Raw genomic sequence first — 13,187 nt, 5'->3', positions numbered from 1 at the left:
CCTCAGTACGTGCCGGACGGGTCCGGTGATCAGCCCGGGGCACGCGACCGTCCGGAAGCCGGCCACCCGGGCGCGTGGGTGAGCGTGCGACCGAGGGCGATCGAGGGCGATCGACAGGGAGTGCGGGAGCGGGTGCACCCGACCGGAAGAACGTCGTGGGCCGGGGCGATGGTTCCACCAGGTGGCACAGCACACGTCGCGGGCGGGACCGATCCGCCGGACAGTGGGACCATGCGTGTCTTCCGAGGACCGCGCGAGGCCCGGGAACGGCGTGCGGCCCGCATACCGGGCGCGGCCCTGGCGTTGCTCGGCTGTCTGCCCGGCCTGGCCGCCGTCGCCGCGCTGGCGCTGTGCGCGAGCGGTGTGGAGCGGGCGGCCGAGACACACGCCGGTCCGGCCGCCGCCGACCGGCACTCCGCGCCCCGGCCGCCCATCGTGCCCCGGTCCGCCTGGCTCGGCGACGCCGCCCGCGCCCAGCCGCCCCCGCGCTACGACGACGAGATCCTCGCCGTCTTCGTCCACCACACCGACACCCCGAACGGCTACGACTGCGCCGACGTGCCCGACATCCTCCGCGGTGTCTACTCGGGGCAGACCGGCGGCCGGGACTGGGACGACATCGGCTACAACTTCGTCGTGGACCGCTGCGGAACCATCTACGAGGGCCGCGCCGGAGGCATCACACGCCCCGTCACCGGAGCCCACACCCAGGGCTTCAACCACCGCACCACCGGCATCGCCGCCCTCGGCACCTTCACCGCGGGCGTGCCCGTGCCCGACGCGCTGACCGACGCGATCGCCGCGCTCGCCGCCTGGAAACTCGGCCCCACCGACACCGACCCGCGCGCGGAGGTCGCCCTGGTCTCCAGCAACGGCCTCAGCCGGTACGCCGCCGGCGCGACCGCCACCCTGCCCGCCGTCGCGGGACACGACGAGGGCTACCAGACCAGCTGCCCCGGCGCGGCCCTCACCGCCCGCCTCCCCGAGATCAGGGACCGGGCGGCGCGGCTCCAGGGGCGGACGTCCGGCTGACCCGCGCGGACGCCCGGCCCGCCGGGCCCGGCGCCGTACGGTCCACTTCGGTCAGCGGACGAAGGCGGGGACCACGACCGGCGGCCGAGGCGGGACCGCGCGGGCGGGCGGCCGAGGTGGGACCGCGCGGGCGGGCGGCCGAGGTGGGACCGCGCGGGCGGGCGGCCGGGGCGGAGGCGGGGCCGTACGCGGGCCCTGGGCCGTGCCGGGCGCGGCGACCGCGGTCGTTGTCGGGCCACCGCACAGGCGCGTGTCCAGGCACTCGAGCCGGCCGCCGGTACGCCCCCGGGGCCCTCCAAGGGCCCGGGAGGGCGCCGCCGCACCGGGCGCTCCGGGCGTCCCGGCCGCGGCCCGCCCCTCGGACACCGGCCGGCGCCGTACGGAGTGAACGGGGACGGACCCGCGTCAGTCCCGCCCGAACCGTTCCCACAGGCGCGGCAGACGCTCGGCGAGGGCCCGGTCGTCCTCCAGGTCGACCGGAGTGCCCAGCGGCTCGGCGGGCGCGGGCGCGATGCCCAGGTCGGGGGCGACGGTCCCGGTGAGCTGCTCGTAGGCCTCGTCGGCCGCGTAGCCGAGCTCCTCGCCGTCGCCGTCCAGCTCCTCGTCGAAGTCGTCCAGCAGTTCGGCGAGCGAGTCGGGATCGTGCACCGCGCCCTCGTACACCTCGCGGCCCTGGCCGATCAGCCAGCAGCGGAAGTAGTCGAAGGCGTCGTCGCTGGCCCCGCCGAGCAGGATCCACGCGGCACCCCAGACGTCCCAGGTGCAGGCGCGGTTGTAGCGGGCCTCGAAGTGGCGGGCGAAGTCGAGCACCAGGTCCGGGTCCATCCCGAGGAGCCGGTCCACGAGCAGGTCGGCCTGGTCCTCGGGATCGCCGTCGGCGCCCTGCCGGGTGGCGTCGATCAGCTCCCAGAACTCCGTCTCGTCCATCACGGGTCCAGCATCGGCCCTGGAGGGGCGGGACGCACGTGGAGTGCGGCGGATCGTTATGTCCCGGCCGGGTCCGCGTCGGCGTACAGGCCGGCCAGCCGTCGCGCGTCCCGTGCGAAGCGCTCCCGCAGCGTCACGGGCGCCAGCACCTCCACCTCCGGTCCCAGCCCCGCCAGCTGGGTGTGCGCGACCTCCTCGGACTCCACGGGCAGCGTCACCGTGACCCGGCCCTCCGCGTCCGGCGCGTCCGCCGCCTCCAGCGCCTCCCGGGCGGACAGCGCGTCGACGGCGTGAGGCAGCGCCCGCACGCCCCTGGCCGACAGCCGCACCACGACCTGGGCCCGCAGGATCGACCGCGCGAACTGCTCGGCCCGCTCCGCCCAGAACGCGGGCAGGTCGAAGCCGTCGTCCCGTTCGAAGCGCTCCTCGCCCGCCTCCACCGCCGTGAACCGGTCGATGCGGTACACGCGGAAGGCGCCGCCGCCGTCGGCCCGCGCGATCCTCGCGCACAGGTACCAGACGCCCGCCTTCAGCACGAGCCCGTACGGCTCCAGCTCCCGTACGACCTCCTCCTGCCCGCGCCGGTAGCGCGCGGTGACGGGCCGGTCGTCCCAGACGGCGTCCGCGACCACCGGCAGCAGTTCGGGCGTCCGGGGCTCCCGGAACCAGTTCGGCGCGTCCAGGTGGAACCGCTGCGCCGCCGTGCGGGAGGCGTCCCGCAGGGACGGCAGCAGCGCCGCCGACACCTTCAGGCGGGCCGCCGAGGCCGCGTCCTCCAGACCCATCTCGCGCAACGCCCCCGGCACCCCGGACAGGAACAGCGCCTCGGCCTCACCCCGGGCCAGCCCGGTCAGCCGGGTGCGGTACCCGCCGATCAGCCGGTAACCCCCGGCCCGCCCCCGCTCCGCGTACACCGGCACCCCCGCCTCCGACAGCGCCTGCGCGTCCCGCGTGACCGTACGCTCCGAGACCTCCAGCTCCCGCGCCAGCTCGGCGGCGGTCATGGCCGGGCGGGACTGGAGGAGCAGCACCATCTTGATGAGGCGGGCAGCACGCATCCCCACATCATGCAGGAGGCCCCCGCCGCGGCGGGGGCCTCCTCTCAGCTCGTGCCCGGCCTCTACAGACCGTAGCGCTCGCGCGCCTCCTTCACGGCCGTCGCCTTGACCTCGCCACGCCTGGCGAGCTGGGCGAGGGACGCGACCACGATGGACTCGGCGTCGACGCCGAAGTGGCGGCGGGCGGCCTCACGGGTGTCCGACAGGCCGAAGCCGTCGGCGCCCAGCGAGGACCAGTCCTGCTCGACCCACTGCGCGATCTGGTCCGGGACCTGGCGCATGTAGTCGGACACCGCGAGGACCGGCCCCTCGACGCCCTGGAGCGCCCGGCGGACGTACGGCACCCGCTCCTCGCCGCGCAGCAGTGCCGCGTCGGCGTCCAGCGCGTCGCGGCGCAGCTCCGTCCAGGAGGTCGCGGACCACACGTCGGAGGCCACGCCCCACTCCTCGGCGAGCAGCCGCTGCGCCTTCAGCGCCCAGTGGATCGCCGTGCCGGAGCCCAGCAGCTGGATGCGCGGGGCGTTGGCGGCCGGGGTCAGGCCCGCGGACTCCGCCGTGTTGAAGCGGTACAGGCCCTTGACGATGCCCTCGTCCACGCCGGGCGCGGACGGCTTGGCCGGCTGCGGCATCGGCTCGTTGTAGACGGTGAGGTAGTAGAAGACGTCCGGGTCCTCACCCGGAGCCGCCTCGCCGTACATCCGGCGCAGACCGTCCTTGACGATCGCCGCGACCTCGTACGCGAACGCCGGGTCGTACGTCAGGGCGGCCGGGTTGGTCGCCGCGATGGCCGGGGAGTGGCCGTCCGCGTGCTGGAGGCCCTCACCGGTCAGCGTGGTCCGGCCGGCGGTGGCGCCGACCAGGAAGCCGCGGCCGAGCTGGTCGCCGAGCTGCCACATCTGGTCGGCCGTGCGCTGCCAGCCGAACATCGAGTAGAAGATGTAGAACGGGATCATCGCCTCGCCGTGCGTCGCGTACGACGTCGAAGCGGCGATGAAGTCGGCCATCGAGCCGGCCTCGGTGATCCCCTCGTTGAGGATCTGGCCGTTCTTGGCCTCCTTGTAGTACATCAGCTGGTCGCGGTCGACCGGCTCGTACGTCTGGCCCTTGGGCGAGTAGATGCCCAGGGACGGGAAGAGGCTCTCCATGCCGAAGGTACGCGCCTCGTCGGGGACGATCGGCACCCAGCGCTTGCCGGTCTCCTTGTCGCGGACCAGGTCCTTGACCAGGCGGACGAAGGCCATGGTGGTGGCCACGTTCTGCGAACCGGAGCCCTTGTCGAAGGAGGCGAAGGCCTTCTCGGCGGGCGCGGGCAGCGGGGCGACCGGGTGGACGCGGCGGGCCGGGGCCGGACCGCCGAGGGCGGCGCGCCGCTCCTGGAGGTAACGGACCTCGGGGGAGTCGGCGCCCGGGTGGCCGTAGGGGACCACGCCGTCGACGAAGTCGCTGTCCTTGATCGGCAGGCCGAGCAGGTCGCGCATGGCCTTGAACTCGTCCACCGAGAGCTTCTTCATCTGGTGGTTGGCGTTCTTGGACGCGAAGCCGGTGCCGAGGGTGTGGCCCTTGACCGTCTGGGCCAGGATCACGGTCGGCGCGCCCTTGTGGGCGAGCGCGGCGCGGTAGGCGGCGTAGACCTTGCGGGACTCGTGGCCGCCGCGCGAGTAGTGGAAGCACTCGAGGATCTTGTCGTCGGACAGCAGCTTCGCCATCTCGACGAGCGCCGGGTCCTTGCCGAAGAAGTCCTCGCGGATGTAGGCGGCGTCGCGCGTCTGGTACGTCTGCACCTGCGCGTCGGGTACCTCGCGCAGGCGGCGTACGAGCGCGCCGGTGGTGTCGAGCTGGAACAGCTCGTCCCACGCCGTGCCCCACAGCGACTTCACGACGTTCCAGCCGGCGCCGCGGAACTGGGCCTCCAGCTCCTGCACGATCTTGAAGTTGGCGCGGACCGGACCGTCGAGGCGCTGCAGGTTGCAGTTGATGACGAAGGTCAGGTTGTCCAGGCCCTCGCGGGAGGCGAGGGTCAGCGCGGTGGTGGACTCCGGCTCGTCCATCTCGCCGTCGCCGAGGAACGCCCACACGTGGGAGTTCGTCAGGTCCTTGATGCCGCGGCTGGTCAGGTAGCGGTTGAACCGCGCCTGGTAGATCGCGGAGATCGGGCCGAGGCCCATGGAGACGGTGGGGAACTCCCACAGCCACGGCAGCCGGCGCGGGTGCGGGTAGGACGGCAGGCCGTTGCCGCCGGCCTCGCGGCGGAAGTTGTCGAGGTGCTCCTCGGTCAGCCGGCCGTCGAGGAAGGCGCGGGCGTAGATGCCGGGGGAGGCGTGGCCCTGGATGTAGAGCTGGTCGCCGGACCCGTCACCCTCCTTGCCCTTGAAGAAGTGGTTGAAGCCGGTCTCGTACAGCCAGGCCGCGGAGGCGAAGGTGGCGATGTGGCCGCCGACGCCGTACTTGCTGCCGCGGGTGACCATCGCCGCCGCGTTCCAGCGGTTCCAGGCGGTGATCCGCTGCTCCAGGTCCTCGTCGCCGTCCACGCTGGGCTCGTCGGCGGTCGGGATGGAGTTGACGTAGTCCGTCTCCAGGAGCTTCGGCAGGGCGAGGCCGGCGCCCTCGGCGCGCTCCAGTGTGCGGCGCATCAGGTACGCGGCACGGTGCGGCCCGGCCGCCTGGGTGACGGCGTCCAGGGAGGCCTGCCATTCGGCGGTCTCCTCCGGGTCGCGGTCCGGGAGCTGGTCGAGCTCGCTCGGCTGGATGGCTTTGGGGTCGGTCATGTCGCCGCCTTCCTCAGTCGAAGGGGGTTCCCTCATCGTCAAGGGTTCGGGGGTGCCCTAGGTCTTTGGCAGGACAGGGCTTGGGCTTGGGTGGAAGCCCGTCGGTGACTGTAACTCCCTGATCGATGATCGATCAAAGGGTTGAGGCCCAAAACCTCTTGATCACGAGAAAGTCGGCACGCGGTGCCTCCTGCGGTGGCACGGGGTGACCATGAAACCGGCGGTTTGTGCAGGTGAGCGCGGTGCGGCTCGGTTGGTTCGGTGCGTTGGCCTCTGCCGTGCGCCTGGGCTGATCGCGCGGTTCCCCGCACCCCTTCAGGGGCGCGGGGAACCGCGCGAATCCGGGGGGTCTGGGGGCGCGGCCCCCAGGGGCGGGGCAGGGAGGGGCGGCGGAGGCGAAGAAGCTAGGCGCGGGGGGCGCAGCCGAGGACGTGGGCCTTGACAATCTCCGGGATACGGGGATCCCGGCGGCGGAAGGCCGCGACCAGCTCCTCGTGCTCCTCCGCGTACGACTGCTGCACCGTCCCCAGCCACCGTATCGACAGCGCCGTGAACACCTCGATGCCCAGGCCCTCCCAGGTGTGCAGCAGCACCGAGTTGCCGGCCGCCCGCACCAGCTCCCGGTGGAAGCCCACCGTGTGCCGCACCTGGGCGGTCCCGTCGGCGGTCCGGTCGGCCTCGTACAGGGCCGTGACGTGCGGCTCCAGCGCCGAGCAGTCCTCGGCGAGCCGGTCCGCCGCCAGCTCCGCGGCGATCGCCTCCAGACCGGCCCGGACCGGGTAGCTCTCCTCCAGGTCGGCGGCGGTCAGATTGCGCACCCGCACGCCCTTGTTCGGCGCCGACTCGATCAGCCGCAGCGACTCCAGCTCCCGCAGCGCCTCCCGCACCGGCGTCTGGCTGACCTCCAGCTCGGTGGCGATCCGGCGCTCCACGATCCGCTCGCCCGGCTGCCAGCGTCCGCTGATGATCCCTTCCAGGATGTGCTCGCGGATCTGTTCGCGCAGCGAGTGGACGACGGGCGCGGTCATGAGAGCTCCTTCGGGAGGGGCCCTTCCGGCCCCCTGGGGCGACTGACGTTGAGAAACAATACGGCCGTCACCGCGAGCCGGAAGGGCGCACGGGGGCGCTTTCACGCAGGTGAGACGAGACTTACACGGCGCGCGCGGCAGCACATGACGGTGCCCCCGCCCGGAGAGCTCCGGGCGGGGGCACCGAACAGACCCACTGGCGAGGGGGACTACAGGCCGAGCTCGACCTCGAACTCGCCCGCCTCCAGGATCGCCTTGACCGCCGTCAGGTAGCGGGCGGCGTCGGCGCCGTCCACCAGGCGGTGGTCGTAGGACAGGGTCAGGTACGTCATGTCGCGGACGCCGATGGCCGTGCCCTCCTCCGTCTCGATGACGGCCGGACGCTTGACCGTGGCACCGATGCCGAGGATGGCGACCTGGCCCGGCGGCACGATGATCGTGTCGAACAGCGCGCCGCGCGAACCGGTGTTGCTGATGGTGAAGGTCGCGCCGGCCAGCTCGTCCGGGCTGATCTTGCTGGCCCGGACCTTGCCCGCCAGGTCGGCGGTCGCCTTGGCGATGCCGGCCAGGTTGAGGTCACCGGCGTTCTTGATGACCGGGGTCATCAGGCCCTTCTCGGAGTCCACCGCGATACCGATGTTCTCGGTGTCGAAGTAGGTGATGGTCCCCTCGGCCTCGTTGATCTTGGCGTTGATCGGCGCGTGCGCCTTCAGCGCCTGGGCCGCCGCCTTGACGAAGAACGGCATCGGCGAGAGCTTGACGCCCTCGCGGGCCGCGAACGCGTCCTTGGCACGGGCGCGCAGCTTCATCAGACGCGTGACGTCGACCTCGACGACCGACGACAGCTGGGCCTGCTCGTGCAGCGCCTTGACCATGTTGTCGCCGATGACCTTGCGGATGCGAGGCATCTTGACGGTCTGGCCGCGCAGCGGGGAGGCCTCCAGGGCGGGGGCCTTCCTCGCGGCGGGCGCCGCGGGGGCGGCGGCCGGGGCCGGGGCCGCCTTCGCAGCCTCGGCGGCGGCGATGACGTCCTGCTTGCGGATGCGGCCGCCGACGCCGGTGCCCTTGACGGTGGACAGGTCCACGCCGTTCTCGGAGGCGAGCTTGCGCACCAGCGGGGTGACGTAGGCACCGTCGTCCGCCGGCTGGGCGGCGGCCGGGGCGGCCGGAGCGGCGGCCTGGGCCGGCGCGGGCGCCGGGGCGGCCGGCTGCTGCGGCGCGGGGGCGGCGGGCTGCTGCGGCGCGGGGGCCGCCGGGGCCTGCGGAGCCGGAGCGGCCGGGGCCTGCTGGGCCGGGGCGGCCTGCTGCGGAGCCGGGGCCTGGGCGGGCTCGGGCTGCGCGGGGGCGGCCGGGGCCTCCTGGGCCGGGGCGGCGGCCGGAGCCGCGCCCGCCTCGCCGATGACGGCGAGCTTGGCGCCGACCTCGGCGGTCTCGTCCTCGCCGACCACGATCTCCAGCAGGGTGCCGGAGGCGGGGGCCGGGATCTCGGTGTCGACCTTGTCGGTGGACACCTCCAGCAGCGGCTCGTCGGCCTCGACCGCGTCGCCGACCGACTTCAGCCAGCGGGTGACGGTGCCCTCGGTGACGGACTCGCCGAGCGCGGGCAGGACCACGTCCGTGCCCTCGGCGGAACCGCCGCCGGCCGACGCGTCGGCGGAGGGGGCGGGCGCCGGGGCGGCCTGCTCGGTGGAGGGGGCGGCCGGGGCCGGCTCGGGGGCGGGCTCGGCGACCTGCTCGGCCTGCGGGGCCTGCTCGGCGGCCGGGGCCTCCTCGGCCGCGGGGGCGCCGGAACCGTCGTCGATCAGCGCCAGCTCGGCACCGACCTCGACGGTCTCGTCCTCGGCGACCTTGATGGAGGACAGCACGCCGGACGCGGGGGCCGGGATCTCGGTGTCGACCTTGTCGGTCGAGACCTCGAGCAACGGCTCGTCGGCCTCGACGCGCTCACCCTCGGCCTTGAGCCAACGGGTGACGGTGCCCTCGGTGACGCTCTCGCCGAGCGCCGGAAGGGTTACGGAAACCGCCATGGTTTCGGTTGCTCCTTAACGAATTGCGGAAGTCTGTGTCGTCGCGCCCAGTGACCGAGGGAGGTCAGTCGTGGGAGTGCAGGGGCTTGCCGGCCAGCGCCAGGTGAGCCTCGCCCATCGCCTCGTTCTGCGTGGGGTGGGCGTGGACGAGCTGGGCCACCTCGGCCGGCAGCGCCTCCCAGTTGTAGATCAACTGGGCCTCGCCGACCTGCTCGCCCATGCGGTCGCCGACCATGTGGACGCCGACCACGGCACCGTCCTTGACCTGGACGAGCTTGATCTCGCCGGTGGTCTTGAGGATCTTGCTCTTGCCGTTGCCCGCCAGGTTGTACTTCAGGGCGACGACCTTGTCCGCGCCGTAGATCTCCTTGGCCTTGGCCTCGGTGATGCCGACGGAGGCGACCTCCGGGTGGCAGTACGTCACCCGCGGCACGCCGTCGTAGTCGACCGGGACGGTCTTCAGGCCGGCGATCCGCTCGGCCACCAGCATGCCCTCGGCGAAGCCGACGTGCGCGAGCTGGAGGGTCGGGACGAGGTCGCCGACGGCGGAGATGGTCGGGACGTTGGTCCGCATGTACTCGTCGACGAGGACGTAGCCGCGGTCCATGGCGACGCCGGCCTCCTCGTAGCCCAGGCCCTGCGAGACCGGGCCGCGGCCGATGGCGACGAGCAGGACCTCGGCCTCGAACTCCTTGCCGTCGGCCAGGGTGACCTTGACGCCGTCCTGGGTGTACTCGGCCTTCTCGAAGAAGGTGCCCAGGTTGAACTTGATGCCCCGCTTGCGGAAGGCGCGCTCCAGCAGCTTGGAGCTGTTCTCGTCCTCGACCGGCACGAGGTGCTTGAGGCCCTCGACGATCGTGACGTCGGTGCCGAAGGACTTCCACGCGGAGGCGAACTCGACGCCGATGACACCGCCGCCCAGGACGATCGCGGACTTCGGCACGCGGTCGAGCTTGAGGGCGTGGTCGGAGGAGATGATCCGGTCGCCGTCGATCTCCAGGCCCGGCAGCGACTTCGGCACGGAGCCGGTCGCCAACAGGACGTGGCGGCCCTGGACGCGCTGACCGTTCACATCCACGGAGGTCGGCGAGGACAGCCGGCCCTCACCCTCGATGTAGGTCACCTTGCGCGAGGCGATCAGACCCTGCAGGCCCTTGTACAGGCCCGAGATCACGTCGTCCTTGTACTTGTGCACGGCCGCCACGTCGATGCCCTCGAACGTGGCCTTCACGCCGAACTGCTCGCTCTCGCGGGCCTGATCGGCGATCTCGCCCGCGTGCAGCAGGGCCTTGGTGGGGATGCACCCCTTGTGCAGGCAGGTACCGCCGACCTTGTCCTTCTCGATCAGGGCGACGTCCAGGCCCAGCTGCGCCCCGCGCAGGGCCGCGGCGTAACCACCGCTGCCACCGCCGAGGATCACTAGGTCGAAAACGGTGCTGGCGTCGTTCGCCACGTCACGTCCTCCATGCATGTGCGCCACGCCGGTCTCCAGTGACCGGTCGGCGGCTGGTGTCCGGCCGCTCATTGTTCTCGGCCCTTAGGTGGGGCCCTGTCCTGCCGAGCCCCATCTTCGCACTTGTGAGGGGCCGACGAGACGTGGGGCCGGTGTGTGAGACGTCGCACCTTTTCCTGTCACAGGGGCGACGGAGACGCTGCCGGGGGCGCGGGGCGGTGTTTCGTCCACGGCTTCGCCGCTTCGGCGCGACGGGCACGACGTCCCGCGACCGCACCGGCACCCGCACCCCCGAGCTGTCGGACGCCCTATCCGAGGTCGCCCGCGGCCGCCAGCTCGGCGACCCGCACCAGCGTCCGCACCGCCGTTCCGGTGCCGCCCTTCGGCGTGTACCCGAAGGGCCCCGCCTCGTTGAAGGCCGGACCCGCGATGTCCAGGTGCGCCCAGGCGATGCCCTCGCCGACGAACTCGCGCAGGAACAGACCGGCCACCAGGCCGCCGCCCATCCGCTCGCCCATGTTGGCGATGTCCGCGGTCGCCGAGTCCATGCCCTTGCGCAGGTGCTCCGGCAGCGGCATCGGCCAGGCCGGCTCGCCGACCTCCTCCGCCGCCTCGTGCACCGCGGCACGGAACGCGTCGTCGTTCGCCATGATCCCGTAGGTCCGGCTGCCCAGCGCCAGCATCATCGCGCCGGTCAGCGTCGCCACGTCGATGATCGCGTCCGGCTTCTCCTGCGAGGCCGCCCAGAGCGCGTCGGCGAGCACGAGCCGGCCCTCGGCGTCGGTGTTGAGCACCTCCACCGTCTTGCCGCTGTACATGCGCAGCACGTCACCCGGGCGGGTGGCGGAGCCCGACGGCATGTTCTCGGCCAGCGCCAGCCAGCCGGTCACGTTGACCTCCAGGCCGAGGCGCGCGGCGGCGACGACCGCGGCGAACACGGCGGCGGCGCCGGCCATGTCGCACTTCATCGTCTCGTTGTGCCCGGCCGGCTTCAGCGAGATGCCGCCCGAGTCGTAGGTGATGCCCTTGCCGACGAAGGCGAGGGTCTTCCTGGCCTTGGACGAGGTGTAGGACAGCTTCACCAGCCGGGGGCCGGACGCGGAGCCGGCGCCGACGCCGAGGATGCCGCCGTAGCCGCCCTTGGTGAGCGCCTTCTCGTCGAGCACCTGCACCTTGATGCCGTGCTCCTTCGCGGCGGCCTGCGCGACCGCCGCGAACGCCTCGGGATCGAGGTCGTTCGGCGGGGTGTTGACCAGGTCGCGGGCGCGGTTCAGCTCCTCCGCGACGGCGGCGGCACGCTCGACGGCGGCCTTGAACGCCTTGTCGCGGGGCTTGCCGCCGAGCAGCGTGGCCTCGGCCAGCGGGGCCTTGCCGTTCTTCGCCTTGGTGTCCTTGGCGGACTCCTTGTAGGCGTCGAACAGGTACGCGCCGAGCAGCACGCCCTCACCGACGGCGCCGGCGTCGGCGGCCTCGGCGAGCGGCAGGGCGAAGGCGGCCTTCTTGGCGCCGGCGAGCGCGCGGGCGGCCACACCGGCGGCCCTGCGGAGCGCCTCGGCGTCGAACCCGGCGTCCTTCTCGGGCTCGGCGCCCAGGCCCACCGCCACCACGACGGGTGCCTTGAAGCCGGCCGGCGCGGGCAGCTTCGTCACCTCGCCCTCGGCGCCCGAGGCGCCGAGGGTCTCCAGGACGCCGGCGAGCCGGCCGTCGTACGCCTTGTCCACGGCCTCGGCACCCGGTGCGACGACCAGGCCCCCGGACCTGGATGCCGCGCCCTTGGCGACACCGATCACGATCGCGTCGGCCCGCAGGCCGGGCACCGCGGCGGTGGAGAGAGTGAGAGCAGTCACGGTGGTGAATTCTCGCTTCCGTATGAAGTCCTGTATGGCCGAATGCGGGTGGGTCGACCGGGCCCGACAACCGACCCTAGATCCCTCCTGCGTCGCGGTCTTCGCCTGGGCAGGCGAACACCGGGCACGAGCCTACGCTCGCGCCCGCCTCCGCTCCCTCCCGCGGGGCCGCGGTTTCCCGCGCCGCCCCCGGGGTGGGAGATCATTCCTGGGGTACGCCACCGCGCCACCCACACCCTGGAGCACCCCCGTGAGACGCCCGGTCCTGTCGATAGCCCTCCTCCTGCTGCTCGCCGGCTGCTCCGCGTCCCCGGGCGACGGGCGGGAAGCCGCCGGCCACTGGCAGCCGCGGCCCGGCACCGCCTGGCAGTGGCAGCTCAGCGGCAGGCTCGACACCTCCGTCGACGTCCCGGTCTACGACATCGACGGCTTCGACCACCCCGGTTCCACCGTGGCCGCACTGCACGAGGACGGGCGCAAGGTCATCTGCTACCTGTCCACCGGCGCCTGGGAGGACTTCCGCCCCGACGCGGCGAAGTTCCCCGAGGCGGTGCTGGGCGAAGGCAACGGGTGGGAGGGCGAGCGCTGGCTGGACATCCGTGCCACGGACGTCCTGGAACCGCTGATGGCCGAACGCATCGACATGTGCCGCGAGAAGGGCTTCGACGCCGTCGAGCCGGACAACATGGACGGCTACAGGAACGAGACCGGCTTCCCGCTCACCGCCGACGACCAGCTCCGCTACAACCGGCTGATCGCCCGACTCGCCCACGACCGCGGCATGGCCGTCGGCCTGAAGAACGACCTGGACCAGATCCCGGAACTGGTGGACGACTTCGACTTCGCGGTCAACGAGCAGTGCGCCCAGTACGGCGAGTGCGCCGACAACAAGCCGTTCATCGACGCGGACAAGGCCGTCTTCCACGTCGAGTACGAGCTGCCGACGGAGCGCTTCTGCGCCGAGTCCCGCGAGCTGCGGCTGAGTTCGATGCTGAAGGAGTACGAGCTGGGGGCGGAGCGGGAGGCCTGCTGAGGCCGCCCGTGCGGGGG

General features: G+C 72.8%; 9 protein-coding genes. 2 read left to right on the top strand and 7 right to left on the bottom strand.

The annotated features are described in order from the left end of the window. The first annotated feature begins 168 nt into the window (after positions 1–168). On the top strand, positions 169–1,032 hold the full coding sequence (locus SAM23877_RS10725) for a peptidoglycan recognition protein family protein (RefSeq protein WP_053129687.1): 864 nt from the start codon (positions 169–171) through the stop codon (positions 1,030–1,032). 405 nt (positions 1,033–1,437) lie between these two features. Here SAM23877_RS10725 and SAM23877_RS10720 read toward each other — a convergent pair whose 3' ends face one another. From SAM23877_RS10720 to SAM23877_RS10690, 7 genes are all read right to left on the bottom strand, one after another. Beyond that, positions 1,438–1,959: a DUF4240 domain-containing protein gene (locus SAM23877_RS10720; protein WP_053129684.1), complete on the bottom strand. Its 522-nt coding sequence runs from the start codon at positions 1,957–1,959 to the stop codon at positions 1,438–1,440. A 56-nt stretch (positions 1,960–2,015) separates the two neighbouring features. Next, positions 2,016–3,017: a helix-turn-helix transcriptional regulator gene (locus SAM23877_RS10715; RefSeq protein ID WP_053129681.1), complete on the bottom strand. Its 1,002-nt coding sequence runs from the start codon at positions 3,015–3,017 to the stop codon at positions 2,016–2,018. Between the two features lie 62 nt (positions 3,018–3,079). After that, the gene (gene aceE / locus SAM23877_RS10710; RefSeq protein WP_053129679.1) at positions 3,080–5,782 is read right to left on the bottom strand and encodes a pyruvate dehydrogenase (acetyl-transferring), homodimeric type; all 2,703 of its coding nucleotides are present in this window, start codon (positions 5,780–5,782) and stop codon (positions 3,080–3,082) included. Between the two features lie 404 nt (positions 5,783–6,186). Further along, positions 6,187–6,810 (bottom strand): GntR family transcriptional regulator, encoded by a 624-nt coding sequence (locus tag SAM23877_RS10705; protein ID WP_053129676.1) that lies wholly within the window; start codon positions 6,808–6,810, stop codon positions 6,187–6,189. A gap of 209 nt (positions 6,811–7,019) precedes the next feature. Then, entirely contained in the window at positions 7,020–8,837 is a 1,818-nt protein-coding gene (sucB, locus tag SAM23877_RS10700) for a 2-oxoglutarate dehydrogenase, E2 component, dihydrolipoamide succinyltransferase (protein ID WP_053129673.1), read from the bottom strand. A gap of 64 nt (positions 8,838–8,901) precedes the next feature. Beyond that, a complete protein-coding gene (gene lpdA / locus SAM23877_RS10695) occupies positions 8,902–10,290 on the bottom strand; it encodes a dihydrolipoyl dehydrogenase (RefSeq protein ID WP_053129670.1) in 1,389 nt (462 codons plus the stop codon). 308 nt (positions 10,291–10,598) lie between these two features. Further along, entirely contained in the window at positions 10,599–12,137 is a 1,539-nt protein-coding gene (locus SAM23877_RS10690) for a leucyl aminopeptidase (protein WP_053129662.1), read from the bottom strand. Between the two features lie 250 nt (positions 12,138–12,387). Here SAM23877_RS10690 and SAM23877_RS10685 point away from each other — a divergent pair, with 250 nt between their 5' ends. Further along, complete coding sequence (locus SAM23877_RS10685) at positions 12,388–13,170, top strand: endo alpha-1,4 polygalactosaminidase (RefSeq protein WP_053129660.1); 783 nt, start codon at positions 12,388–12,390, stop codon at positions 13,168–13,170. The last annotated feature ends 17 nt before the right edge of the window (positions 13,171–13,187 follow it).

It is taken from the genome of Streptomyces ambofaciens ATCC 23877, from assembly GCF_001267885.1.
GTDB classification, from domain to species: domain Bacteria; phylum Actinomycetota; class Actinomycetes; order Streptomycetales; family Streptomycetaceae; genus Streptomyces; species Streptomyces ambofaciens.
Note: the sequence above shows the minus strand (reverse complement) of the source record. Positions and strands in the feature narration are given on the sequence as shown.